The 26,445-nt window shown below is 61.3% G+C and carries 20 protein-coding genes; 13 read left to right on the top strand and 7 right to left on the bottom strand.

Annotated elements, in window-relative coordinates; all coding sequences use genetic code 11:
- Positions 1–245 precede the first annotated feature (245 nt).
- Positions 246–1,457 carry an acyltransferase gene (locus tag M0D68_RS12360; RefSeq protein WP_266224375.1) on the bottom strand — a complete coding sequence of 404 codons (1,212 nt, stop codon included), beginning with the start codon at positions 1,455–1,457 and terminating at the stop codon, positions 246–248.
- Between the two features lie 243 nt (positions 1,458–1,700).
- Between M0D68_RS12360 and M0D68_RS12355 the strand changes: the two genes are divergently transcribed.
- Together M0D68_RS12355 and galU are read left to right on the top strand one after the other, a co-directional pair.
- Positions 1,701–1,844: a hypothetical protein gene (locus tag M0D68_RS12355; RefSeq protein ID WP_167378338.1), complete on the top strand. Its 144-nt coding sequence runs from the start codon at positions 1,701–1,703 to the stop codon at positions 1,842–1,844.
- Between the two features lie 306 nt (positions 1,845–2,150).
- Complete coding sequence (gene galU / locus M0D68_RS12350) at positions 2,151–3,068, top strand: UTP--glucose-1-phosphate uridylyltransferase GalU (RefSeq protein WP_093634048.1); 918 nt, start codon at positions 2,151–2,153, stop codon at positions 3,066–3,068.
- Between the two features lie 175 nt (positions 3,069–3,243).
- On the opposite strand, the gene M0D68_RS12345 is transcribed toward galU, so the two are convergent.
- Positions 3,244–5,418: a malate synthase G gene (locus M0D68_RS12345; RefSeq protein WP_200651019.1), complete on the bottom strand. Its 2,175-nt coding sequence runs from the start codon at positions 5,416–5,418 to the stop codon at positions 3,244–3,246.
- Between the two features lie 102 nt (positions 5,419–5,520).
- Positions 5,521–5,925, bottom strand: coding sequence for a heme-binding protein (locus M0D68_RS12340; RefSeq protein ID WP_093633733.1), 405 nt, complete (start codon positions 5,923–5,925; stop codon positions 5,521–5,523).
- Between the two features lie 363 nt (positions 5,926–6,288).
- Between M0D68_RS12340 and M0D68_RS12335 the strand changes: the two genes are divergently transcribed.
- Positions 6,289–7,164, top strand: a complete 876-nt coding sequence (locus M0D68_RS12335; RefSeq protein WP_200651018.1) for an MOSC domain-containing protein — start codon at positions 6,289–6,291, stop codon at positions 7,162–7,164.
- On the opposite strand, the gene M0D68_RS12330 is transcribed toward M0D68_RS12335, so the two are convergent.
- Positions 7,161–7,541, bottom strand: coding sequence for a response regulator (locus M0D68_RS12330; RefSeq protein WP_093633731.1), 381 nt, complete (start codon positions 7,539–7,541; stop codon positions 7,161–7,163). The two genes, M0D68_RS12335 and M0D68_RS12330, sit on opposite strands and share 4 nt — an antisense overlap.
- 717 nt (positions 7,542–8,258) lie before the next feature.
- Between M0D68_RS12330 and nirB the strand changes: the two genes are divergently transcribed.
- The 7 genes from nirB (at position 8,259) to M0D68_RS12295 (ending at position 18,729) form a co-directional block, all read left to right on the top strand.
- Positions 8,259–10,799 carry a nitrite reductase large subunit NirB gene (gene nirB, locus M0D68_RS12325; RefSeq protein WP_266224372.1) on the top strand — a complete coding sequence of 847 codons (2,541 nt, stop codon included), beginning with the start codon at positions 8,259–8,261 and terminating at the stop codon, positions 10,797–10,799.
- 33 nt (positions 10,800–10,832) lie between these two features.
- A complete protein-coding gene (gene nirD / locus M0D68_RS12320) occupies positions 10,833–11,186 on the top strand; it encodes a nitrite reductase small subunit NirD (protein ID WP_093633729.1) in 354 nt (117 codons plus the stop codon).
- Positions 11,187–11,230: 44 nt separating this feature from the next.
- Positions 11,231–15,433 (top strand): bifunctional nitrate reductase/sulfite reductase flavoprotein subunit alpha, encoded by a 4,203-nt coding sequence (locus M0D68_RS12315; RefSeq protein WP_266224369.1) that lies wholly within the window; start codon positions 11,231–11,233, stop codon positions 15,431–15,433.
- Between the two features lie 190 nt (positions 15,434–15,623).
- Positions 15,624–16,991 carry an MFS transporter gene (locus tag M0D68_RS12310; protein ID WP_093633727.1) on the top strand — a complete coding sequence of 456 codons (1,368 nt, stop codon included), beginning with the start codon at positions 15,624–15,626 and terminating at the stop codon, positions 16,989–16,991.
- A 100-nt stretch (positions 16,992–17,091) separates the two neighbouring features.
- Positions 17,092–17,766 carry a type IV pili methyl-accepting chemotaxis transducer N-terminal domain-containing protein gene (locus M0D68_RS12305; protein ID WP_266224367.1) on the top strand — a complete coding sequence of 225 codons (675 nt, stop codon included), beginning with the start codon at positions 17,092–17,094 and terminating at the stop codon, positions 17,764–17,766.
- 125 nt (positions 17,767–17,891) lie between these two features.
- On the top strand, positions 17,892–18,377 hold the full coding sequence (locus tag M0D68_RS12300; RefSeq protein ID WP_266224365.1) for an SRPBCC family protein: 486 nt from the start codon (positions 17,892–17,894) through the stop codon (positions 18,375–18,377).
- A gap of 34 nt (positions 18,378–18,411) precedes the next feature.
- Positions 18,412–18,729 (top strand): helix-turn-helix transcriptional regulator, encoded by a 318-nt coding sequence (locus tag M0D68_RS12295; protein ID WP_244179281.1) that lies wholly within the window; start codon positions 18,412–18,414, stop codon positions 18,727–18,729.
- Between the two features lie 30 nt (positions 18,730–18,759).
- Here M0D68_RS12295 and M0D68_RS12290 read toward each other — a convergent pair whose 3' ends face one another.
- From M0D68_RS12290 to M0D68_RS12280, 3 genes are all read right to left on the bottom strand, one after another.
- A complete protein-coding gene (locus tag M0D68_RS12290) occupies positions 18,760–19,668 on the bottom strand; it encodes a nucleotidyl transferase AbiEii/AbiGii toxin family protein (RefSeq protein ID WP_266224364.1) in 909 nt (302 codons plus the stop codon).
- Complete coding sequence (locus tag M0D68_RS12285; protein WP_266224362.1) at positions 19,646–20,677, bottom strand: type IV toxin-antitoxin system AbiEi family antitoxin; 1,032 nt, start codon at positions 20,675–20,677, stop codon at positions 19,646–19,648. The genes M0D68_RS12290 and M0D68_RS12285 overlap by 23 nt, the downstream gene beginning before the upstream one ends.
- Positions 20,678–20,867: 190 nt before the next feature.
- The gene (locus M0D68_RS12280) at positions 20,868–22,025 is read right to left on the bottom strand and encodes a porin (protein ID WP_266224361.1); all 1,158 of its coding nucleotides are present in this window, start codon (positions 22,023–22,025) and stop codon (positions 20,868–20,870) included.
- Between the two features lie 283 nt (positions 22,026–22,308).
- Here M0D68_RS12280 and aldA point away from each other — a divergent pair, with 283 nt between their 5' ends.
- The 3 genes from aldA to M0D68_RS12265 all read left to right on the top strand — a co-directional run bounded on the left by aldA (position 22,309) and on the right by M0D68_RS12265 (position 26,433).
- Positions 22,309–23,733, top strand: a complete 1,425-nt coding sequence (gene aldA / locus M0D68_RS12275) for an aldehyde dehydrogenase (protein ID WP_266224359.1) — start codon at positions 22,309–22,311, stop codon at positions 23,731–23,733.
- Between the two features lie 159 nt (positions 23,734–23,892).
- Positions 23,893–25,215 carry a nitrate/nitrite transporter gene (locus tag M0D68_RS12270; protein WP_200651008.1) on the top strand — a complete coding sequence of 441 codons (1,323 nt, stop codon included), beginning with the start codon at positions 23,893–23,895 and terminating at the stop codon, positions 25,213–25,215.
- Entirely contained in the window at positions 25,216–26,433 is a 1,218-nt protein-coding gene (locus M0D68_RS12265; protein ID WP_200651007.1) for a mandelate racemase/muconate lactonizing enzyme family protein, read from the top strand.
- The last annotated feature ends 12 nt before the right edge of the window (positions 26,434–26,445 follow it).

Here is a 26,445-nt window from a genome sequence, read left to right as displayed (position 1 = left end):
GCGAAGTGATTTAACGCGGGGGTAGGCAGGGACTCGGCCAGTCTTTGTCGTTAGCGCAGCGGAGCGAAAGTCCTGAGGACTTCCGCTCCGTTTTTTTCGCGCGACACACAGGCTATGCAACCGACCGGCTATGCAACCGGGTTATACAACGTGGTCCCGGCGGCACGGCTTCTTCACATTGTCGAAGGAGAAACCTGTTTCTGAACTGAACAGTGTGTTTCTCCGACCTTTCTCTTACATCGCTCTCAGGCTGGCTTCACTACGTTCTTCGGTTTGAAACTCGCGGACCACTTCATCGCCGGCAGTTCGACCAGCCGGTAGAACACGTAGGCCACCGGCACGGCCATCAGCATGTAGCCGAACGACGGCCAGATCGACATCTGCAGCGACGAACGGAACAGGATCGACGACAGCAGCACGAAGATGGGCAGATGGATCAGATACAGCGAGAAGCTGAAATCGCCGAACCGTGACAGGAGGCGCACGCCTGGGGTATCGGCCTTATCAGCATTAGGGCGCTCCAGCGCCTTGTACAGGTAGAAGGCAAAGCCGACCGCCCACAGTTGGAATGCCCCGTACTGGCCGAAATGAAACGCCGCGCAGCCGAGCGCAATGAACGCCGCGGCGAGCACGTAGAGCCAGACCGACGAACGCGCCTCCGGCGTGCTACGGGCTTTCGCGTCGGCGATCCACGCGCCGAGCGTCCACGAAAACCAGTAGGACGTGAAGAACTGCAAATCGTGGCGCTCGAGCACATAGGCGGACACCACATTGATCACCGCGACGATCGCCAGCACCGAGGTCATGCCCAGACGCCGGCGCAGCGCGAACAGCAGCGGATAGATCGCGTAGAACTGTACTTCGAGCGATAGCGTCCAGAGCGCGCCGTTCGACCCAAACGTCTTGCCGGCCACCCCTTGCAGCGAAAACAGGTTGACGAGGAAGGCCTGCAGACCGATCTCGCGAATCTTGTGGTTGACCGGCGGCAACTGCAAGCTGACCCAGTCGAGTGCAAAGGTCAGCACGAGCGCCGCCAGCAATACCGGATAAATGCGCGCGAAACGGCGGATCCAGAAATTGCCGGTGTCGAGCCGGTAGTCGGGATTTTTTGCCAGGCGTAGCGCGCCGCCGCGATGAATGCAGTAACCGCTGATCACGAAGAAAATCGGCACGCCGGCCGAGCCCCACGCAATCGGGAAGGTCAGGTAGGCGGCGATCGTACTCAGACTGAAAGAATGGCCGACGCTTTGGTGAAAGGTTTGCATGCCCACCCATTCGACCTGGCGGCAATGAAAATAGGCGACCAGAAGCGCGGCGAAGCCCCGCATGGCGTCGATTACATGTTCCTTGCCGGCGCTCTCGGCGCGCGCTTCGCTCTGCGCGCGCGGCGCGGCGGCCTTTCGTGACGGGGAAAGGGGCAGGGATGAGCCGGCGGCATCCAGTGCTGAGTCGCTCATACGCGGTCCTTAATCTGAAGGAAGAAAAAGCTTATTCCGCGGGCGCGCCGTGCGCGCCCGCGGTGCATCACATGCTAGTGCACAGCGGAGGTAAAAAAACGATAAAAAATTGCGTGGCAAATCGAATTAAATGGCGATTTTGTGACGAAGTGTAATTCCGCATAAGTACTTGCTACATCGAATTATTTACCGCTTTTGTTGTGCTAATTTAAAGCACGGATTCTCTTGACCAGAGGTGAAGTCATGAACCTGCATTTACTCGCCGGCATTGCCGTGCTGCTGATCCTTGTCGCCGCCTCCGCCTACCGCGAGGCGCTCCGCAACGAGCCGATCCGCCGTTTTCGGATGAACCCGGGCAAGCTGCCCCAGATCGACGAGAACGAATGAGCGGTGCGCGGGGGCGCTTTCGTGCATCCACGATGCGCCCCCGGACGAGCTTGAGATGGCCCGTGATCCGCTTCGCCGGATACGTAAAATTTTCGGAATTTCAGAAAATAATTCGACACCGATACGTAATTGTTTCCTGGTGCATGCCACGATCCGGAATATCGAAAGCCAATCGATTTATTTATTTGAATCGAGAAAAATTAACGCACGAAATGGATTAATTTTTTTGTTAGTCTTTTCTGCGACATCGAGTGGCCGCGAGGCCCGCGAACACACTAATTTCTAACCGATGTGGGAATGCCTACCATGCTGAAAGTCACCAAAGCCGTGTTTCCCGTAGCGGGCCTCGGGACACGCTTTTTGCCGGCTACCAAAGCAAGCCCCAAGGAAATGCTGCCGATCGTCGACAAGCCGCTGATTCAATACGCGGTTGAAGAGGCGATTGCCGCCGGCATCACCGAGATGATCTTCGTGACGGGCCGCAGCAAGCGCGCTATCGAAGATCATTTCGACAAGTCCTACGAGATCGAAGCCGAACTCGAGGCACGCAACAAACAGAAGCTGCTCGACCTCGTGCGCAGCATCAAGCCGGCTAACGTCGACTGCTTCTATGTGCGTCAGGCCGAAGCCCTCGGTCTGGGCCACGCGGTGCTGTGCGCCGAGAAACTGGTGGGCGACAGCCCGTTCGCCGTGATTCTGGCGGACGACTTGCTGCACAGTTCGAAGCCGGTGATGAGCCAGCTCGTCGACACCTTCAACCACTATCACAGCTCGGTGATCGGCGTCGAAACCATCGCACGCGAAGACAGCCGTTCGTACGGCGTCGTGGATGGCCGCGAGTGGGAAGACAATGTGATCAAGCTGTCGGGCATCGTCGAAAAGCCGGCGCCGGACAAGGCGCCGTCGAACCTCGGCGTGGTGGGCCGCTATGTGCTGATGCCGACCATCTTCAAGCATATCCGCGCGCTCAAGCCGGGCGCGGGCGGTGAGCTGCAATTGACCGACGCGGTGCAATCGCTGCTGACCGAAGAGCAGGTGCTTGCGTACCGCTACTTCGGCACACGCTTCGATTGCGGCAGCAAGTTGGGCTATCTGAAGGCGACCGTGGAATTCGCGCTGCGCCATCCGGAAGTGAAGGCGGAATTCGAAGCGTATTTGCAAACCTATATGCAGGCGAATATGTCGGCCGGCGTGCCGGCGCAGTACACGGCTGAAGCAGCTTAAGGTGTAGGAAACTCGGTGTAGGAAACTCTTCACGCAGAAGCAACGCGCAGCACTATCGCGCAAATTAAAACGGGCGCCGCATGATGCGGCGCCCGTCTTTCTATCTGGGCTGCTTATCTGGCCGGCTTATCTGGCCGGATTTGCGGCTGGTACCCAGGTCATGCGCAAAAGGCCTTTACTGCGCCTTCTTCACTTCCAGCCGGAACTTGTGCAGCAACGGTTCCGTGTAACCGCTCGGCTGTTCACGTCCTTCGAACACCAGCGCCTGCGCAGCCTTGAACGCCAGCGTGTCGAAGCCCGGCGCCATCGGCTGGTAGTGCGGATCGCCCGCGTTCTGCTCGTCGACCACCTTCGCCATGCGCTTGAAGGTCTCTTCGACCAGCTCGCGCGTGACCACGCCGTGATGCAGCCAGTTCGCAATGTGCTGGCTGGAGATACGCAGCGTGGCACGGTCTTCCATCAGACCGACGTTGTGAATGTCCGGCACCTTCGAGCAGCCCACGCCCTGATCGACCCAGCGCACCACGTAGCCGAGAATGCCTTGCGCGTTGTTCTCGACTTCGCTGCGGATCTCATCCGCGTTCCACTTCGCTTCGGCAACGACTGGAATCGTCAGCAGGCCGTCGAGCAGTTCGTCGCGAACCTTCGAGTAGTCGGTGCGTTCGAGCTCCTGCTGAACCGCCTGTACGTCGACCTGGTGATAGTGCAGCGCATGCAGCGTCGCGGCGGTCGGGGAGGGCACCCATGCGGTGTTCGCACCGGCCTTCGGATGCGCGATCTTCTGTTCGAGCATGGCGTGCATCAGGTCCGGCATCGCCCACATGCCCTTGCCGATCTGCGAGCGGCCACGCAGGCCCGCGCTCAAACCGACCAGCACGTTGCTGCGTTCGTACGCGGCAATCCATGCGCTCGACTTCATGTCGCCCTTGCGCATCATCGGGCCGGCTTCCATCGCCGTGTGCATTTCGTCGCCGGTGCGGTCGAGGAAACCCGTGTTGATGAACGCGACACGCTCGGACGCTTCGCCGATACAGGCGAGCAGGTTAACGCTGGTGCGGCGCTCCTCGTCCATGATGCCCATCTTGATCGTGTTGCGCGGCAGCTTCAGCAGGTCTTCGACGCGCGCGAACAGTTCGCTCGCGAACGCGACTTCGGCCGGGCCGTGCATTTTCGGCTTCACGATATAGATCGAACCGGTGCGCGAATTCAGCTGGTGCTTGCGGTCGTGCAGCGCGCACAACGTGGTGATGACGCCATCGAGAATGCCTTCCGGAATTTCCTTGCCGTCTTTCGTCAGCACGGCCGGATTCGTCATCAAATGGCCGACATTGCGGATGAACAGCAGCGAGCGGCCATGCAGCACGACCGGCGCTGTGCCGTTCGCGGCGGTGTACACGCGATCGGCGTTCAGACTGCGCGTGAAGGTCTTGCCGCCCTTCGTGACTTCTTCCGTCAGGGTGCCGTTCATCAGGCCGAGCCAGTTGCGATAGAGCTGGACCTTGTCGTCCGCATCCACGGCTGCAACGGAGTCTTCGCAGTCGATGATCGTGCTCACCGCGGCTTCGACCAGCACATCCTTCACGTGCGCCGAATCGGTCTTGCCGATCGAATCGTTCGCGTCGATCTGGATTTCGAAGTGCAGGCCGTTGTGCTTCAACAGCACGGCGGACGGTGCGCTCGCGTCGCCCTGATAGCCGATGAACTGCGCCGGCGTTTTCAGTTCGGTCTTGCCGCTCTTCAGCGTGACGACGAGCTTGCCGCCTTCGACGCTATACAGCGTGGCGTCGACGTGCGAGCCGTTCGCGAGCGGGGCGGCCTGGTCGAGAAACTTGCGGGCATAAGCGATCACCGCGGCGCCGCGCACCGGGTTAAAGGCCTTCTGCTTTTCGGCGCCGTTGGTCTCGGGGATCGCATCGGTGCCGTACAGCGCGTCGTACAGACTGCCCCAGCGGGCGTTAGCCGCGTTCAGCGCATAGCGCTGATTCGAGAGCGGCACGACGAGCTGCGGGCCGGCCTGTTCGGCGATTTCGGTGTCCACTTGGTCGGTCGTGGCTTTAACGCTTGCGGGCGACGGCACGATGTAGCCGATGCCTTCGAGGAAGGCACGGTACGCGCGCAGATCGCGCACCGGACCCGGATTGGCGCGATGCCATGTATCGAGTTCGGTTTGCAGGCGGTCGCGCTCGGCCAGCAGCGCACGGTTTTTCGGCGCCAGCTCATGCACGAGTGCGTCGAAACCTGACCAGAATGCGGCGCTGTCGATTCCGGTGCCGGGCAGGGCTTCGGTTTCGACGAACTGGTCGAGGTTGGCGGCGACTTGCAGTCCACCGCGCGTGTTCATCTGAGTCATCGACTGCTCCATCCTTGAATGGGACCGATGAGGGGGCATCGGTCCGTGTTGTGTTTCGTTTTTATTGCCGCCGCTTTGAACGGATTCCGAATGGCTCCCGACTTAAGCGGCGATTGCCTGAATACCGGCCTTGGCGATCTGCGCGTCCTGATCCGACTTGACGCCCGACACGCCGACCGCGCCGACCACCTGGCCCTCGACGATCACCGGCACGCCGCCTTCCAGCGTGCCTTGCAGCGGCGCGCTCAGGAATGCCGTGCGGCCGTTGTTGATCATGTCTTCGTATACCTTGGTTTCGCGGCGGCCGATCGCCGAAGTGCGGGCTTTTTCCGTCGCGATGTACGAACTGGCCGGCGCGCTGCCGTCCAGACGCAGCATGCCGAGTTGATGGCCGCCGTCGTCGACCACCACGATGGCCACGGCCCACTGGTTCTTCTCGGCCTCCGCGCGGGCGGCTTCGAGAATTCGGGTCGTTTCGGCAACGGTCAACACGGGTTTGCTCAGCATAATGAATTTCCTGTTTCGTTTATGGTAGGGATGCTTCTACAAGTTCAATCCTGTAACGCACCGGAGTGTGCCCGGCGCCGGCTCTGTCGTTGCCCGAGCGGTTCGATTGGGGATTTTACGTCCAAGCGTGGCCGGAAGAAACGACCGCATCGCCCGGCCGGTTTCAGGCCGCATGGCAACTCCCGCCGGATTCGCGATCGCGTGGCGCAAACTCTTGCTCAGCAGGCGTTTCGGGGCGGGCCGCTCAAGAGGAAGCTCGATAGGCCGCTCAAGTTCGGCGCGACCAATGTCCGGCAGCACGCGCCAGCGCTTTACAATCGGAGTTCAACACAAAAAGCGCGTGTTTCCCACACCACCCACACTATGCCTACCATCAGCGAGCTTTTCGTCTATCCGATCAAATCCTGCGCCGGCATTGCGTTGAACGAGGCGCGCCTGCTCGCCACCGGCCTCGAATACGATCGATACTGGATGGTGACCGACCCGAGCGGCGCGATGCTCACGCAGCGCGCGTATCCCCGCATGGCGCTGATCAGGGTCGAGCTCGGCGAACATGAGCTCGTGATCCGCGCGCCGGGTATGAGTGAGTTGCGCACGCCGCTCGACGCCGCCGGGCTCAGCGCTCCGCACAAGGTGCAAACCGTGGTCTGGCGCGACGCGGCTTACGGACTCGACACCGGAGAAGAGAGCGCAGCATGGTTTTCGGCGTTTCTCGGCGTGCCGTCGCGGCTTCTGCGCTTCGATCCCGAACGCGAACGGCAGGTCGATCCGGACTACACCGCTAGCGTCCCCGGGGCCACCACGTATTTCGCCGATGGTTTTCCGCTGCTGGTGATCGGCCAGGCCTCGCTCGACGATCTGAACGTGCGCCTGAACAGCAAGGGCGCGCCGTCCATTCCGATTGACCGGTTTCGCCCGAACGTCGTGCTGACAGGGCTCGAAGCGTACGAAGAGGACTATGTGGAGAGTCTGAGTGTCGGCGGTGCGGCGGAGGAGGCCGTGGAACTGAAACTGGTCAAGCCGTGTGCGCGCTGTCCGATGCCGACCGTCGATCAGGCAAAGGGCGCGCCGGATCCCGATTGGCCGAACGAACCTACGGATACGATGAGCGTCTACCGGGCGAATCCGCAGCGGGATGGGGCGGTGACGTTCGGCAACAATGCGCTCGTCGCGCGCGGGGCTGGGGCGTGGCTGCGCGTCGGTCAAACGGTCGACGCTGAATTGGGCTTTGGCGATTAATGCCGGCCGCGCCCGGTCAGCGCCGCGAGGATTACCGGCATCGGCACGGGTTTGACGAAGTGATGATTGAATCCGGAGCGTAACGACTCGCGCCTGTCCTCGTCGCGCGCGAGGCCGGTCACGGCGACCAGCATGGGCGCCGGCGTGTCGGCTTCATGGCGGATGCGCCGGGCGACCGCGCGGCCATCGAGACGCGGCATTTCGACGTCGAGCAGCGCGGCGCCCGGATGCCACGCGCAATACTGCGCGAGCGCGTCGAGGCCGTTGCGCGCGGTCCGGATGTCGAAACCGTGTGCGCTGAAATAGAGTACGTAGGCGGCCAACAGATCCGGATCGTCGTCGGCGATCAGGAGGCGGGCGGCATCATAAATGGACATCCGGCTTCTCCAGGTTGCGTACCTTGTATTGAGCAATTTGGGGTCCCGATAGAATCGAAGCCCTTTATTCTATTTTTTCGCTCATTCCAGCAAGGTATTTGGCGCGGCTTTCGTACGAATGAGTTACCACCCGGGGACGACGAGGAAGCGCGAATCGCACGGGATAGCGCCGCGGGCAGCCGCATTCACGCCGTGTCCAAGGTCCTGCGTCTGATCTGCAAGAACACCCGGATGGGCTTTGCCGCCGCCGGTCTATCGCGGCCGTCATACACTGCTGATCTACAACCTGGGTAGGTACATTTCCGTACCGATCGGTCAGATCGTGCGCGGTAAGTCTCGCCCAGTGCTGCGAAACGCTGCCCGCACGTACACGGTGCTGCGTCGCACCATCCCTGTGCCTCGCTGCATCAAGACGTGCCCCACATCCTGCTGACAGCAGACCCGTGTCATATGCCGCAAAGCCCCGTCCCACGGCGCCGCAGCGGGAATTTCTCTCGATTGGCACAAGCTTTGCATTAAGCCCTGCCAGCGGATCAACGTGGATCCGTCGCGAGTGCAACAACAAAGTACTCGCCGCAGCACAGGTCAGGACAACGGCGTCCCCCGAACTCAGTCATCGACTGGGTTCGCGGGACGCCGTTTTTATTTCCGGAATCGCTTTCGCGCAGCAGCCAGCCGGCAGCGATTCGAGCCCAGCACATTGAGGAAGCCGCGGTCATGAAAATCATCGTTATCGGTCACGGGATGGTCGGCCACAAACTGGTCGAATGCCTCGCACAAGACGCGGAGCATGGCCTCGACATCACCGTGCTGTGCGAGGAATCACGCCCTGCGTACGACCGCGTGCACCTGTCCGAATTCTTCGCGGGTAAAACGGCGGATGATCTGTCGCTCGTCGAACCGGGTTTCTTCGAGCGCCAGAATGTCTTGCTGAAGCTCAATGCAAAAGCCGTGGCGATCGATCGCCACGCGCGCACCGTAACGGTATCGACGGGCGAGACTCTGCCGTACGACAAGCTGGTGTTCGCTACGGGTTCCTATCCATTCGTGCCGCCCGTGCAAGGGCGGGAGCGCGCCGACTGTTTTGTCTACCGCACCATTGACGACCTCGAAGCGATGCGGGAATGCGGCGCCCGTTCGAAGACCGGTACCGTGGTCGGCGGCGGCCTGCTCGGTCTCGAATGCGCGAAGGCATTGCGTGACATGGGGCTGGAAACGCACGTGGTCGAGTTCGCGCCGCGCCTGATGGCGGTGCAGGTCGATGAAGGCGGCGGCCGCGTGCTGCGCGCCAAGATCGAAGAGCTGGGCGTGACGGTGCACACGCAGAAGAACACCTCGGCGATTGTCGATGGCGAGACGGGCACGCATCGCATGCAATTCGCCGACGGCAGTCACCTCGACACCGACATGATCGTGTTCTCGGCAGGCATTCGTCCGCGTGACGATCTCGCGCGCCAAAGCGGGCTCGCGCTCGGCGAACGCGGCGGCATCGTGATCGACAACGCGTGCCGCACCAGCGACCCGCACATCTACGCGATCGGCGAGTGCGCGCTATGGGAAGGCAAGCTGTTCGGCCTCGTTGCGCCCGGCTATGAGATGGCGCGCGCGGTGGCGAAGCAACTGCACGGCGACTCGGCGGAATTCGCCGGCGCCGACATGAGCACCAAGTTGAAACTGATGGGCGTGGACGTCGCGAGTATCGGCGATGCGCATGGCAACACGCCGGGCAGCCGCGCCTATCAGTTCAGCGACGAACGCAAGCAGATCTACAAGAAGCTGGTGGTGTCCGAATGCGGCAAGTATCTGCTCGGCGGCGTGATGGTCGGCGATGCGAGCGAATACGGCACGCTGCTGCAGATGATGCTGAACCGGATCGAGTTGCCGGCGTCGCCCGAATTCCTGATCCTGCCTTCGTCCGACGGTCAAGCGAAACCGGCGCTCGGCGTCGAGGCATTGCCCGCCGGCGCGCAAATCTGTTCGTGCAACAACGTCTCGAAGGGCGACCTGTGCGCCGCCGTGTGCGCGGGCGCGACCGACATCAGCGCGTTGAAGTGCGCGACCCAGGCCGGCACGTCGTGCGGCGGCTGCGTACCGCTCGTCACCCAGGTGATGAAGGCCGAGATGAAAAAGCAGGGCCTCGCGGTCAATAACCACGTGTGCGAGCACTTCCCGTATTCGCGCCAGGAGCTGTATCACCTCGTGCGCGTGGAGGGTGTGCGCAGCTTCGGTGAATTGCTGTCGAAGCATGGTCACGGCCTCGGTTGCGATATCTGCAAACCGGCGGTGGCGAGCATTCTCGCGTCGTGCTGGAACGAATTCGTGCTGAAGAAGGAGCACGCGGCGCTGCAGGACACTAACGATTACTACCTCGCCAACATCCAGCGCGATGGCACCTATTCGGTCGTGCCGCGCATGGCGGGCGGAGAAGTGACGCCGGATGGTTTGATCGCCGTCGGTCAGGTGGCAAAGAAATACGGCCTTTACACCAAGATCACCGGCGGTCAGCGAGTCGATCTGTTCGGTGCGCGCGTCGAGCAACTGCCGTTCATCTGGGAAGAACTGATCGCCGCAGGCTTCGAATCCGGTCATGCCTACGGCAAATCGCTGCGCACGGTGAAGTCGTGCGTCGGTTCGACGTGGTGCCGTTACGGCGTCGGCGATTCGGTGGGCCTCGCGGTCGAGCTCGAGAACCGCTACAAAGGCCTGCGCACGCCGCACAAGATCAAGTTTGGCGTATCCGGCTGCACTCGCGAATGCGCGGAGGCGCAGGGCAAGGACGTCGGCATCATCGCCACCGAAAAGGGCTGGAATCTCTACGTCTGCGGCAACGGCGGGATGAAACCGCGCCATGCCGAACTGCTCGCCTCGGACCTCGATAAGGACACGCTGGTGCGCTACATCGACCGCTTCCTGATGTTCTACGTGCGCACGGCAGACCGTCTGCAACGCACCAGCGTGTGGCGCGACAACCTTGAAGGGGGCTTGGACTATCTGATCGACGTGGTCGTCAACGATCGTCTGGGCGTAGTCGCGGAGCTCGAGGTGGAAATGCAGCACGTGGTCGACACCTACGAATGCGAATGGAAGCGGGCCGTTACCGATCCGGAAACGCGCAAGCGCTTCCGGCACTTCGTCAACAGTGGCGAGCCGGACAGCAATGTCACCTTTGTCGAGGAACGCGGCCAGATCCGGCCGGCGACGGTGGCCGAGCGGGTATCGAAGCTCACTTCGATTCCCGTGGTTGTCGAGACCGTTTGATTCTTTTTACGCTATTCACCGAGGACTTCCGCCATGAACCTTGACCGCCTGCCGCTCGCCTGGACGCCGATTTGCCCGCTCGACGACATCGTCCCCAATACGGGCGTCTGCGCGCTTGTCAACGGCGAGCAGGTAGCGGTATTTCACGTAAACAACGGCGACGCGCACAGCGCTGTGTATGCGATCGAAAACTATGATCCGGGCTCGCAAGCCGCGGTGCTCTCGCGCGGATTGATCGGCAGTCTCGGCGAGCGCCTCGTGGTTGCTTCGCCGATTTACAAGCATCACTTCGATCTGCGTACCGGCGAGTGCCTCGAAACGCCGGCGTATTCCGTTAGCGCGTTCGCCGCGCGGGTGGAAGACGGGCAGGTGTGGGTCGCGGCCTGAGTTGCTGATTTCTCTTTGTGTCTATTCGAACGACGTCGCGCTCCATGTCTTCCTCTAGCGTAAAAACCGTGTGCCCCTACTGCGGCGTTGGCTGCGGAATGGTGCTGCACGTCGAGGACGGGCAGGTCGTCAAGATCTCCGGCGATAAAGAGCATCCGGCTAACTTCGGGCGGCTCTGCACGAAGGGCCAGTCGGCGCACGTCGCGTTGCGCAAGTCGGGCCGTCTGGAGGGCGCGTTCGTGCGTCATGCGCGCGACCAGGATCCGACGCCGCTACCGATGGCGCAGGCGATCAGCACCACGGCGGCGCGTTTGCGCGGCCTGCTCGACGAACATGGACCGGACGCGCTGTCGTTCTATGTGTCGGGACAGATGTCGATCGAGGCGCAGTACCTCGTCAACAAGCTCGCCAAGGGCTTTGTCGGCACTAACAACATCGAATCGAATTCGCGTCTGTGCATGGCGAGCGCAGGCAGCGGCTACAAACTGTCACTCGGTGCGGACGGCCCGCCGGGATCGTACGAAGACATCGACCACGCCGACCTGTTCTTCGTGATCGGCGCGAATATGGCCGACTGTCATCCGATTCTGTTCCTGCGCATGATGGATCGCGTGAAGGCCGGCGCGAAACTGATCGTAGTCGATCCGCGTCGCAATACGACGGCAGATAAGGCCGATCTATTTCTACAGATCAAGCCGGGCACCGATCTGGCGTTGCTGAACGGCTTGCTTCATTTGCTGCACGAAAACGGCAACACGGATGCGGCCTTTATTGCGGACTTCACGGAAGGCTGGGACGGAATGCCCTCCTTTCTCGCGGACTACACACCAGAGAATGTGTCCGCGATTACAGGCCTTTCTGTAGAAGATATCCACCAGGCCGCGCAAATGATCGGCGCCGCGCCGGAGTGGATCAGCTGCTGGACCATGGGCCTGAATCAAAGCACGCATGGCACATGGCATACGAATGCGATCTGCAATCTGCATCTGGCGATAGGCAAGATCTGCCGCCGCGGTAGCGGTCCGTTTTCGCTGACGGGTCAGCCCAACGCGATGGGCGGCCGTGAAATGGGCTACATGGGGCCCGGTTTGCCCGGACAGCGTTCAGTCCTGGTCGAAGAAGACCGTGCGTTTATTGAGGACCTGTGGGGCATTCCGAAGGGCACGTTGAAGACTGAAGTCGGCAACGGCACGATCGATATGTTCACTCGCATGGCTGCGGGCGAGATCAAGGCGTGCTGGATCATCTGCACGAATCCGGTGGCGAGCGTTGCGAATCGCCAGAATGCCATCGCCGGATTGCGTGCGGCCGAACTCGTGATTTCGCAGGATGCCTTCCTCGACACCGAGACCAATCGTTACGCCGACGTGCTGTTGCCCGGCGCGCTGTGGGCGGAAGCCGAAGGCGTGATGATCAACTCCGAGCGCAACCTGACGCTGATGCAGAAGGGCATCGAACCGCCGGGCGTTGCGTTGCCGGATTGGCAGATCATCGCGCGTGTCGCGTGTGAAATGGGTTTCGCCGAAGCGTTTACCTACGCAAGCGCCGAAGAAGTTTTCGCGGAAATTACGCGCGCATCGAATCCGAAAACCGGCTACGACCTGCGCGGCGCGAGCCATCGCCGTCTGAAGGAAACGCCGTTGCAATGGCCGCTCGCCGCTGACGATGCCGCCGACCGCAATCCAGTTCGCTACATCAACGACGGCGTCAGCCAGGCGCTGAAGCAACTGCCCAACGGCAGCCTTCCGCGGCTCGTGTTTCCGACGGCGAGCGGCAAAGCTATGTTCTTCGCCCGCGCGTTTGCCGCCCCGGCCGAGCTGCCCGATCGGGAATTTCCGATCGTGTTGAATACGGGCCGCTTGCAGCATCAATGGCACACCATGACCAAGACCGGCAAGGTCGCGATGCTTAACAAGCTGAACCCGGGACCGTTCGTCGAGATTCATCCCGAAGACGCGGCCACGCTTGGCATCAAGGCAAAAGATCCGGTTGAAATCCGTTCGCGCCGCGGACGTGCCGTGTTGCCGGCGGTCGTTACGGAGCGTGTGCAAGCAGGGAACTGCTTCGCGCCGATGCACTGGAACGACGTCTTCGGCGACGACCTGTGCATCAACGCAGTGACGAGCGACGCCATCGATCCGGTCTCGCAGCAGCCCGAACTCAAATTCTGCGCAGTCGCGCTCAGCCCGGTCGCGATCGACGCCCGTGAGCCGGTTTCGAATGCGGACGACGAGACGCTGAGCGACGCGCCCATGGTTACAGCCGACACTGCGCCGGCAAGCGCTATATCGGCGAACGTCGAGGATCTGGACATGCCCCGTATCGATGCCCTCACTCGTCTGTTGCAGCTTCCGCCGACACCCGCGCCGTCGTTGACCGATGCCGAGCGGATGTATCTGGCCGGTTTCGTCGGCGGCCTGCGTTCGACGGAAGGAGAGGGCATCGACGGCGTGCCGGTTCTGCCAGCCAGTGCACCGTTTGATCCGGCGAGCCGCTTGTACGTGGATGGTTTGCTGGCCGGACTATATAGCCGCAGTGGGACCCAGGCGGCCGTACCAGCCTCCGCGCGTGCCACCTTGCACTCAGACGAGGCACATGCGTCCGGTGTGCGTATCTTGCGCGTGCGACCCAAAGTCACTTTGCTGTGGGCCTCGCAAACCGGCAACACCGAATCGCTGACCGAACGTTATGCCACACGTCTGATGGAGTCCGGCTTTGAAATCCGCACGTCATGCATGGCGGACTATCAGGCCTCGGCGCTCGCGAAAGCGCAATACGTGCTGCTGATGTCGAGCACTTTCGGCGACGGCGATCCACCCGATAACGCGCAGAGTTTCTGGAGCGAACTGATCGGCGACGCAGCACCGCGTCTCGAAGGCCTGCGCTACGCCGTGCTCGCGCTGGGCGATCGCAACTACGATCAATTTTGCGGTCACGGCCGCCGTCTGGATGAACGTCTCGCCGCGCAAGGCGCGCAGCGTCTGATGGATCGCGTCGACTGCGACAGTGAGTATCAGGAGAATGCCGACGCGTGGCTCGAAAGCATCATCGTGCGCATCAAGGAAGCAGATGCGGCGCTGCATGCAGTGCCTCCTGGCGGCATGATTACCGCTGTGGTCCCCGGCGCCGTGCCGACCCGGACGCGTCCGGCCGCATCGCGTCTCGTCAGGAACCTGCAACTGAACAAGCAGGGCGCCGCGAAGGACACGCGCTACTTTTCGTTGAACACGGGCGACTCGGGCCTTGAATACGAAGCCGGCGATGCGCTGGGTGTATGGCCGAGCAATTGTCCCGAACTGGTCGACGAATTGATCGGCCTGAGCGGTTTGAGTGCCGACGCGGCCGTGAACGTATCCGGTGTGGGCGACATACGCCTCGCCGACGCACTCAGCAAGCACTACGAAATCGCGCGTCCCAGCCCGGACGCACTGGCATTCATCGCTGCGCGAAGCAGCAACGGCGCATTGCGCGATCTGTTGACGCCCGCACGCAAAGCCGATCTCAAACACTGGCTGTGGGGCCAGCAACTCGCCGACGTGCTCCACGAATTTCCCGTGGACCTGACTGCCACGGAATTGACCGGCATGCTCAAGCGCCTGCAGCCACGGTTGTATTCGATTGCATCGAGCCCGAAAGCACATCCTGGCGAAGTTCATCTGACGGTTGCCGCGGTTCGCTACAGCAATGGCCGCCGCCATCGCAAGGGCGTCTCGTCGACGTTTCTAGCCGACCGCGCCGGCGATGTGAATGTGCCGGTATTCGTGCAGAAATCCGCACACTTTCGGCCTCCTCATGTTTCGGACACGCCGATCATCATGGTCGGTCCCGGCACCGGCGTCGCACCGTTTCGCGGCTTTCTGCACGAGCGACGTGCACGCGGCGATAAGGGTCGCAACTGGCTGTTCTTCGGCGAACAACATGCGGCGACGGATTTCTACTATCGCGACGAACTGGAAGCGATGCGCGACAGCGGTCTGCTGACCCGCCTCGATGTCGCTTTCTCGCGCGATCAGACGGAGAAGGTTTACGTGCAGGACCGCATGCGCAAGCAGGGTGCGCAACTGTGGGCATGGCTCGAAGAAGGTGCGCATTTTTATGTCTGCGGCGACGCAAGCCGAATGGCCAGAGATGTCGACGCGACGCTCAAGCAAGTGGTTGCTCAGCACGGCGGCATGAGCGAAGAAAAAGCCGCTGAGTATGTGAGCTGTTTAGCGCAGGAAAAGCGCTACGTACGCGACGTTTATTGATTTTTAAAGCGGCCGGCTCAGACGCGGCATCACGGTTTCAGAGAGTACGCAGTCAAGCTTGAAAGAAGGGCCCGGATGGCATGGAGATTGCGTGCCAGGACCGGTATTCAACATCGTGACCATTCCGGTGCGCGGCGCCTAAAAGCCGTGTACCAGGTAAGCGAACAACCAGTCAATGTGAGGATGTCTAATGAAAAACGTGATGAGCTCTCTAAAGAGCGGAGATTGGCGCGCGCTGGTGGCGTGTTTCCTCTATTTCGACACCGGCTTCACGGTCTGGGTGCTATACGGGCCGCTCGCGCCGTTCATTAGCAAGAGCGTTGCAATGACGCCTGCGCAGCAAGGTTTGCTGGTCGCCGTGCCGGTGCTGTCGGCAGCGATCCTGCGCGTGACGCTCGGCAATCTCTATCAATCCGCGCATGGCAAACGCATCGCGCTGATGGGCGTATTGCTGTCCGCGGTGCCGACGATCGTGCTGCCGTTGTTGCCGTTCGTGCCGTCGTACACCTTGCTACTGGTGCTTGGCGTGTTCCTCGGCGTGGGTGGCGCGAGCTTCGCGGTGGCGCTGCCGATGGCCGGCAGCAACTATCCGCCGAAGGTGCAGGGTCTGGTGCTGGGTCTGGCCGCCGCCGGCAACATCGGCGCTGTGCTCGACGGCTTCCTGTTCCCGCAACTGGCGACGCACTACGGCTGGCAAATGGCGACCGCAGGCGCACTGCCGTTGCTCGGGATTGCCGCGATCACGCTGTACTTTTGGGCCAACGATTCCGGTATCAAATCCGGCAGCGTGCTGCGCGCGTTCGGCAGCTTCGCGGTGACGCTCGTTGGCTTGATCGTGCTCGTGCTGCTGGTCGAAGCGGGCATGTTCGGCTCCGGCAAGACCGGTGTGCTGCTGTTGCCGGTGATCGGCGCGCTGCTTGCAATTGCTGTGCTGCCCAAGCGCTATCGCTCGGTGCTGTCCGAGCGCGACACGTGGGCGATCATGCTGGTGTACAGCATCACATTCGGCGGTTTTGTCGGCATGTCGTCGTATGTTTCGCTGCTGCTGACCAACCTGTATCAGCTGTCGAAGATCGACGCGGGCCTGTTCATGGCGCTGCTTGCCGCAACCGGCGCGATCGTGCGGCCGCTCGGCGGCCTGATCGCCGACAAAGTGTCGGGCGTGCGCGCGCTGACCTTCCTGCTCGCGGTCATTTCGCTGTGCGACTTCGTTTTTGCCGCCGCCATGCCGTCGATGCTGGGCGGGATCGTGTTGCTGCTGTGTCTGTACGTGGCCTTCGGTCTGGGTAATGGCGCGACCTTCCAGCTGGTGCCGCATCGCTGGGCTGGCCGTACCGGTTTGATGTCGGGCATCGTCGGCGCCGCGGGTGGGATCGGCGGGTTCTATCTGCCGGTCGTGATGGGTATCGCGAAGGAAAGCACGGGCAGCTATCAGATGGGTTTCGCAACCTTCGGTGCGCTGGCAGCTTGCGCCTTCCTCGCGATCGTCGCGCTGCGTCGTCCGTGGATGGCGTGGTCGATGCATACCAATGTGATGCATGCGCACGCAACGGAGTGATGCAATTCGGCGTCCGCGCCGAGGCGTGGATGCCGATGGCGGTCACGCGGCGAGGATGCCGGGCGGAGCGAAAGGGTCAATCGAATCATAAGCAGAAGACATGAGCATCACGAAAGATCGGGTTCAGGCACCACGGTCCGAAGCGGACGTCTCCAGCGAGGTATTGAGCTCGTTGATCAACCTGGCAGGGCGTCAACGGATGCTGTCGCAGCGCATCGCGTTGCAGTCGATGTTGGCGTTTCAACAGTTCGACGGTGCGTTGGCGATTGCGCAGGAGACCTTGCGTACGTTTTCCGACAGCCATACAGCGCTGGTGCAAGGCCGCGACGGCTTGCCCGGACTGTTCTCGCCGGCGTTGCACGAAGCTTTTCACGGCAGCGGGAACGTGGCGAAGAAGATCACAGACTTTATCTCGCTGGCCTCGGTAGCACTGGAGGCGATCGAACGCGGCTCGCCGCGCGCCAATGAAGCACTGAACGCGTTAATCGGTTCCGTCGATCCGTTGCTGACGCATCTGCACGCCGTGACCGCTGTCTACGAGCAGGAAAGCCGGCGCATTGCGCGGGCGCAGAAGAAAGGTCAGCAGGACCTCATCGAGCGGATCAACGCGATCGCAAAGGAAGCGCATATTGTCTCGTTCAACGGTCAGATCGTGGCGAGCCGCTCGAATGTGACAGGCCGGGAGTTCGCCGTGATTGCGGGCGTAATGACTTCGATCACCAAGGAACTTGAGGGTGTGGTGAGCGCGTTTGTGCAGAAGACGTCGGCGGGATAAGCAAGCGCCCTGTGGCGATCTGTTTCGCCGTCCTTCAGTAGAAAGCAGGGCGCTGCCTGAAAATACGCAGGCAAATACTTGCATGTTGCCAGTTGCGAGCCTAATATGCAGTCAGGAGGCTGCGTATGACAATCTCATCTGACACACCCAATAATGCGTCGACTGACCGCATCGAAAAACAGATTCTGCTGAAGGCGCCGCGCTCACGAGTGTGGCGCGCGGTGTCCAATGCCGAGGAATTCGGCAAATGGTTTCGTGTGGATTTCAGCGGCAAACAGTTTATCGCCGGTCAATCCGTCCAAGGCAACATCACCTATCCGGGCTATGAGGATCTCGTCATGGATGTACTGATCGAGCGCGTCGAGCCGGAACATCTTCTGTCGTTTCGCTGGCATCCGGCCGCGGTCGATGTGTCGGTCGACTACTCGCCCGAGCCCACGACGCTGGTCGTATTCGAGCTGAGCGAGGTCGACTCGGGCACGTTGCTGCGGGTGGTCGAATCAGGCTTCGATCGAATTCCCGCTGCACGCCGCGAGGAAGCGTTTCGCATGAATAGCGGCGGGTGGGAAGAGCAGTTGATCAACATCGAAAAGTATGTCGCCAAGGGCTAAGCCGGCAGTGGGCAATACGCGAGTGAAGGCGGCCATGCTGCGAAGTTCCGCGCAGATTTTTGCGGCGCTCGGCGACGAAACGCGACTGCGTCTGATCGCCGTGTTGTGCGCGGGCAGTGCGATGTCGATTGCGCAGTTGACCGCCGGCACGGAGATTACGCGGCAGTCGGTCACGCAGCATTTGCAGGTGCTCGCCAATGCGGGCCTCGTGCGCGACGTCAAGGTAGGCCGTGAACGCCTATGGGCGTTCGAACCGGCGCACCTCGACGAAGCGCGGCGCGCGCTTGAAGCGATCTCGCAGCAGTGGGATCACGCGCTGCTGAGGTTGAAGGCGGCGGTGGAGGGGGATTGAGACGAGACTATGGGCCGATGTTTTCGCAGGTCAGCCGGGATTGCGGAAACCCTCGCGAAACGCATTGAACGCAGACTCGATGAAGGCAGGCGTCGGCTCGAAAAGCTGGGCACGGCGCCCCATCATGTGGTCGAGAATGCGCGGATAGTCCTCGTCGAACGCCAGCACTTGCGTGATCAATCCGGTAGTCTCCGCCGAGGCGATCGCTGCTGTGTCGCGTCCAAGCAGCGCGGCGCCGGCGAGCTCCAAGTGATGATCATAGTGTTCGACGAGTTCGTAATTCTCGTCGTAAAGACGCGCGTGATTACCTGCCGCAGCATAGTGACCAAGTAGGAACAGCAAATCCGTCGCATCTTTTCTGTCGGATGCGTGGCGGTCACGCCAGGCGACGATTTTCAGCATCGCCTGGCCCGGCAGCGATGCGACGGGCACAGTCAGGTCTGTTGCCACCCGGACCGTGATGGCACCGGTCAGCGCTTCGGCGAAGCCGGCCACGTTCATCCTGATCGCGTGATCCGGTGGCCAGGCGATCTCTTTTGTTGCCGCATTGCCTGAATGACCTGTATTGCGTGCATCGCTCTCCACGCCACCGAAAGGAACAATGTCGAGCCACATCAACTCGCCGCTGCCGGGGGCGCGATAGTACAGCCGGTGCGCCTCGCTGCGTTGCTCGAAAGCGCCGCCGGCGATCAGCGCCGCCTTGAGCGCGGCATGGCTCGTCCAGCTTTCCACGCTTACGCCGATATCGACGTCGGCAGTTGCACGCGTTGCCTCGATGCCGTGTACGTGGGTCAGCATGATGTCGCGCGCGGTCGCGCCGCCAACGAACCACTCGACGTTCGAGGCATGGGCTGTTTCAGCGACATGCCTTAACAGTTCGACAACGAGCGCCGGCAGTGGTCTGCGGTCGGGAATATCAAGTGGAGAGGTATTGCTCACGTAGCATCCGTGCCGTTTCGATGTTGCGGGAATCACCTGTTGCGATCAGGTCGGCATAGATCAGCACAGGATGCACGACAGATGGCGGCAGGTTCGGCGTCCTTGCAAGCGGGATCGGCATGTTCAGGACTTCCACCTCGCCGTCCGGATCGAGGCGCAGGCGGGCGTCGATCAGCCATTTACGCGGTATTGCCTGTTCACAATAAAGCGTCACGGTCGCCGGCTTGAGATAGCCGGTGAGGAGCGCCGCGGCCACTTCACCGCCGAACTGGCATTGCTCACTGGTCGGATCGATGCTGCGCCACCATGCCGGATCTTCGGCGCGGTAGCGGTTGACCAGCAACTGGTTGCGAAGGCGGGAAGGGTACAGTGCGGCCCATTCGTCGAGCAGTCGAGCGGCGTCTGCAAAGACGTAACTATCTTTGCGTTGGACGATGTCGCCTCGCTCGAGGAGGTCTCGAAACGTCGACTGTGCGGTGCCGAGACTGACACCCGCCCGCTGTGCGATGGGGCGTTGGCCCGCATTGATGAGCAACCGGTCGCAAAGCAGGGCCAGTACCACCTTCATCCCTTTGGTGGTCCAGGCGCGGTCTTTGATACGGCTTGCCATGCCGGTGCGCTTCTCACCGGAGATCATGATCAGGTTGCCGTCGCTTTGCATGACGGCGTTACCGGACATATCCAGCGCATCAAGGCCTAACTCCCGGCAATGTCGAAGCAGATTGGGCGACAGGTAGGGCGCGACGAGCACGAACGGATCGTCGGCATGGATATGGGCCGTGGATTTGAGCGCAGCCAGCGTGGCGAAACGGTCGACGTTGTCCATCAGCAGCACCGGTCGCGACCAGGTCCTGTCCGGCGATGCCTGGAACTGTATCTTCGCTGCATAGTGAGCGCGATGTGGCGGCCGGAGGATTCGGGTGGACACGCCTGTCGCAGCGGAAAACGCTGCTGCTGCGGCTTGAACCGTCGGATCGGGCACGAACGGCGGCGGGGATTTGCGTGGCATGGTCCACCCTTGTTCAATTTTTATGAGTGTATACGTAACGTGAACAGCCTGCAAAATTGAACGCCGGCGAAGCAACCCAGGGGCGTTCAGAAAATCAGAATGTATACGGAACGTGAACATCGCGAAAAATTGAACACCTATGGCCTGGAGCCGCTCACGGCGCGGCTCCAGCGCACGAATCCCCCGATCCTCAGAACTTGTGCCGCAGCGCGAGTCGCACGGCCACCTGATTACCCGTCGACGACGGCGTCTGCACGCCCGGAATGAACGCGTTGTCGAGAATCGAGTGGGTGGTGTCGCCCGCGACCTTCTGGTACTCGCCCTGCACGTACACGTCCGTGCGTTTGGACAGGTTGTAATCCGCCATCAAACCGATTGAGTGAATCTTCGGCTTCACGCTGCCCGTCGACGCATCGTAGTTCTCCATCGTGTACACATACTGCGCGCCGATAAAGAAGGCCGGCGTGAACTGGTATTTGCCGTTCACTTCGAAGTTCTGGTACTTCAGCGTATTCAGGCTGACACCCGATGCCGCCAGCGGGATGCCGATATAGCCGTTGCCGGTCGGGTCCTTATAGTTGGAGTTGGTGTAAGCAAAACCGGCGGTTGCCGAACCGAACGTGTAGTTGATGCCGGCGCCAAACACCCGCATGCGCCCGGCGATAAAGCTCGCGTCGTTCGCGGTGATCGCGCCGGTGGAACCCGCGCCCGGATTGTTCGCCTGCAGGTACGCGGCCGCAATCAGCAGGCCGCCGTTCGCATACTGGCCACCGAAGCTATAAGCGCGATTGTTCGCGAAGTTCGTGTCGTTGCTGAAGCTGTACACGCCGCCGAACTGGAAGCCCGCAATCTCCGGGCTCGCGTACTTCACGCTATTGCCGAGACGGAACGAGTTGTCCGTGTTGTCGTTGTCGTACGGGTGCGCAAACAGGTAGCCGGCCCAGTTGCCGTTGGCGGTGGTCTGCGCAAGGTAGTCGACCACCGAGTCGTACTGGCGCCCGAGCGTGACCGTGCCAAAGCGGTTGTCGCTCAAGCCCACATAGGCCTGGCGGCCGAACATGCGCCCGCCCTGGCCGAGCCGCCCCGAACTCACGTCGAAGCCGTTTTCCAGCTGGAACACGGCCTTCATGCCGCCGCCCAGATCTTCCGATCCCTTCATGCCCCAGCGGCTGCCCTGCGCATAGCCGCTCGCCATTTCCCAGACCGCGCCACGCCCGGCGTTATTGGTGTAGTCGATGCCTTCATCGAGCACGCCGTACAGGGTCACGCTGCTTTGCGCGAAGGCGGACGGGGCCGCCAGCGAGGTGAGTGCCGTGAAGGCGGCGGTGGCGATGACATTCTTTTTCATTGTGAGCTCCAGACTTTGGTAATGAGTGACCTCAGTGGGTCGAAACGGGGTTCGACCGCCTGTAAAGGCCGCTGCTTTTGGCAAAGCCCGGATTCTGCTATTCGAGATGGGATTCGCGTATGAGGCACATCCCTGGATAAACGTGATTTTTTCGAATGTTTGTCCCGCGAATTATTCGCTTGTGGTGCGCCGTGCCCCAGAGAAAAATTCCGTCCATGCACCTTTGGCATGAAGGCGATAGCCGAAGGCAATGCGCCACCGCACCAGGTTTTCAGGAGACGAGATGCGACTCGATCGGAATTTTGCTAACGGCTGCTTTATCGACGCGGCAAGCGACGAGCTCATCGCCGTCACCAACCCCGCCACCGAAGCCGTGATTGCCCACGTCACGGGCGCCACCGAAGCCGAGGCGATCGCCGCGGTCGACGCCGCAGCCGCCGCGCAGAAGGGCTGGCGCAAGCTGCCTTCGGCCGAGCGCGCGGTCTATCTGCACAAGCTCGCCGACGCGCTCACCGAATGCGCGCCCGCCATCGGCGCGGCGCTCGCGCTGGAGTCGGGCAAGAGCGTCGCGGACGCCACCAACGAAGCGATCTACGCCGGCCAGATCACCCGCTACCACGCCGAATGGGCGCGCCGCATCGAGGGCGAGGTGATTCCGAGCGACACGCCCGACGAAAACCTCGTGCTGCATCGCGAACCGATCGGCGTGGTCGCATGCCTGATCCCGTTCAACTACCCGGTCTATACGTTCATGCGCAAGGTGGCGCCCGCGCTGATCGCCGGCAATACCGTGGTGGTGCGCCCCAGCAACAACACGCCGACCTCCGCGTTCGAGATCGCCAGGGCAGTAGAGAAAGCAGGGCTGCCGGCCGGCGTCGTGAACATTCTCGCGATGAATCACGCAACCGCCGAGGCGCTTTGCACGCATCCGAAGGTCGGCATGATCACGCTGACCGGCAGCGTCGGCGCGGGGCGCAAGGTGCTTGAATACTGCAAGGCGAACATCGCCAAGCCGTCGCTCGAACTCGGCGGCAAGACGCCCGCCATCATCGAGGCGGATGCCGATCTCGAGAAGGCCGCGCGCGATCTGGTCGCATCCAAAACCACGCACTGCGGGCAGCTTTGCACGGCGATCGAACGCGTCTACGTTCAGGAAAGCGTGCATGACCGTTTCGTCGCGCTGCTGAAGAAGCACATGAGCGCGGTGGAAAGCGGCGATCGTGCCGAACAGCCTTCGCTGATGGGGCCGCTTGTCAACGACGCATCGCGCCAGTCGATTCACGGGATGGTGGAACGCGCGATCGCTGCGGGCGCCACGCTCGAAACCGGCGGCAGGCTGCCGCAAGGCAAGGGCTTTTTCTATCCGGCCACGTTGTTGTCGAACTGCCGTCAGGACATGGAAATCATCCAGGAAGAAACCTTCGGTCCGATCATGCCGGTCGTCAAATACCGCACGCTCGACGAAGCCCTGGAGATGGCCAACGACCATCAGTTTGGATTGTCGTCGGTGCTCTATACCGAGAACTACCGCAGTGCGATGAAGATCGCCAACGGCATCGAGGCAGGCGAGTTGTATGTGAACCGTACGCCGGCCGATCCGTATCAAGGTTTCCACGCGGGCTGGAAACGCTCGGGTCTCGGCGGCGACGACGGCAAGCACGGCATGCTCGAATTCACGCAGACCCGTCTCGTGGTCATGAAGTACTAAAGCTGAAAAGCTGAAACCGGCGCGTGCCGCGCGATTCGGAGTAGACGGCACGCGTTGCTTTAAAACCCGCAAAAACGCAGCCAATCCGCTGCACTTATAAAAATATTTGAAGACCCGGCGGCCCGGTGAACCGGCGCTGCGTCTTCCAGGAGCGCTCACGTGTCATCTCAACCCGTTCAAACCACCGCTTCGCTCGCCTCGAGCGCCGCGGAAACCGCATTGCAAGCCAACAAGGCTCAACGCTACATCCAGCTCATGTTGCTGGTCGTGGCGGCCGGCGCGATTTACCCGATTCTGTATCTGCGGCAGGTCTATCAGCCGACGATGCTCGAAGTGTTTCACATCACCGATAGTCAGCTCGGCTATCTGTATTCGTCGCTCGGCACGATCTTCCTGCTGAGTTACCTGCCGAGTGGCTGGCTCGCCGACCGGATCGCGCCGCGTCTGCTGATCTGCTTTTCGCTGATCGCAACTGGCGTGCTCGGGCTGTGGTATTCGACCGCGCCGTCGTTCCAGATGCTGATGCTGATTTTCGGTGGCTGGGGATTGTCGACCGGGTTGACCTTCTGGGCTGCCGTGATCAAGCGCGTGACGATGATCGCCGGCACGCACGAGCAGGGCCGTTTCTTCGGTTTGCTCGATGGTGGACGTGGCCTGATCGAAGCCATGCTCGCGACCATCGCGATCACGCTGTTCGCCTGGTTCACGCAGACCAAAGGCGAACCGGTGACGGCTGGCTTCAAGCTGGTCGTCTACATGTACGCGTTTCTGTGCATCGCACTGGGCGTGGTGCTTGCGCTGGTTAAAGATCCGCAAGGCGCTAAAGACGCGGCGGCCAACCGCGCCACGAAGAAACGCAGCAACGTGCTGGTCGATCTGAAAACGCTCGCGTCGATTCCTGAGTTGTGGCTGGTCGCGGCTATTGTGTTCTGTGGTTACCAGGTGTTCTGGGCGACTTACAGCTTTTCCGCGTATCTGCACGAAGGCGAAATCGGCTTGACGGTGGTGATGGCCGGCACGATCACGACGCTCAAGCTGTGGATGCGACCGATCGGCGGCATCGGCGGGGGATTTCTTGGCGACCGTTATTCGAAAGTCTCTGTGCTGGTGATCGCGCTCTTTCTCGCCGCACTGTCGCTGCTTGGTCTGATGGCGGCGCCGCGTATCTCGAGCCATGTGCTGCTGGTGTTCCTCGTGCTGTTCATCGGCATTCTGACTTACGCGATTCGCGGGCTGTACTGGTCGCTGCTGGATCGCTGCAATATCCCGGTCGAAACGATGGGCCTCGCTATCGGCCTGATCTCCGTACTCGGCTATTCGCCCGACGTGTTCCTGCCGTTGATCAACGGTTATCTGACGCAGAACTTCCCGGGCGTCTTCGGTTACCAGCTTTACTTCGGCTATGTGGCCGGAATGGCGGCGCTCGGCGGCTTTGCCGGCCTCGCGCTGAGAAACATGCTTAGCAAAAAAGGGGTTGCGTAAATGAAAGTCGTCTCGCTCGAAACGCATATCGTCGCCGTACCGCCGCCGCATGTGGGCGGCATGTACTGGATCTTCGTCAAGCTCAAGACCGATTGCGGTATTGAAGGCGTCGGCGAAATCTATTCGGCGACGTTCCATCCGAAAGCGATGACCCACATCATCGACGATGTATTCGGCCGTTATCTGCTCGATAAGGACCCGCACCATATCGAGCGGCTCTGGCGCGAAGCGTATTCGAGCGGCTTCACGCAACGCCCCGATCTGACGATGATGGGCGTGGTCAGCGGGCTGGAAATGGCGTGCTGGGACATTATCGGCAAGGCGGCGAACAAGCCGGTGTACGAACTGCTCGGCGGCATGGTGAATCAGCGTCTGCGCTCGTACACCTATCTGTATCCGAAGAACAGCCGCGGTGAATACGACTACGACGATCCCGATCTCGCTGCCGAATGTGCGGTTGAGAACGTCAAGCGTGGTTTCACTGCGGTGAAGTTCGATCCGGCGGGGCCGTATACGGCTTATTCAGGTCATCAACTGTCGATGGAAGTGCTCGACCGTTGCGAGACCTTCTGCCGCCGTGTGCGCGAGGCTGTCGGCAGCAAGGCCGATCTGCTGTTCGGTACGCATGGGCAGATGGTGCCGTCGTCGGCAATCCGGCTTGCCAAGCGCCTCGAGAAATACGATCCGTTGTGGTTCGAAGAACCGGTGCCGCCAGGACAGGAAGGCGCGATGGCGCAAGTCGCGCAGCACACAAGCATTCCGATTGCCGCGGGCGAGCGCCTGACCACCAAGTACGAGTTTTTCAAGCTGCTCGAAGCGGGCGCGGCGTCCATTCTGCAACTGAACGTCGCGCGTGTGGGCGGCCTGCTCGAAGCGAAGAAAGTCGCGGCGATCGCCGAGGTGTATTACGCGCAGATCGCACCGCATCTGTACAACGGTCCGATCGGCGCAGCCGCCAGCATTCAGCTCGCCGCCTGCACGCCGAACTTCCTGATTCAGGAAAGCATCGGCACGTGGGACGGCTTCCACGCCGAAGTGTTGAAGAAGCCGATTCAATGGGAAGACGGCTACATCATTCCTTCGCAGGAACCGGGTCTGGGCGTGGAGTTGAACATGGACGTCGTTCGGCAGCACGCACCTTACACCGGCGAGCGTCTGCATCTGCAGATGGCAGCACTTCCTGCCGACGTGAAGGATCTCGCGCCGGCCAAGGGTTGAGGCCGGGTTTCA

Origin of the sequence: Paraburkholderia sp. SEWSISQ10-3 4, assembly GCF_030464785.1 — a bacterium.
In the GTDB taxonomy this organism is placed as follows: Bacteria; Pseudomonadota; Gammaproteobacteria; order Burkholderiales; family Burkholderiaceae; genus Paraburkholderia; species Paraburkholderia aspalathi.
This window is presented reverse-complemented; position numbering and strand designations above follow the sequence as displayed.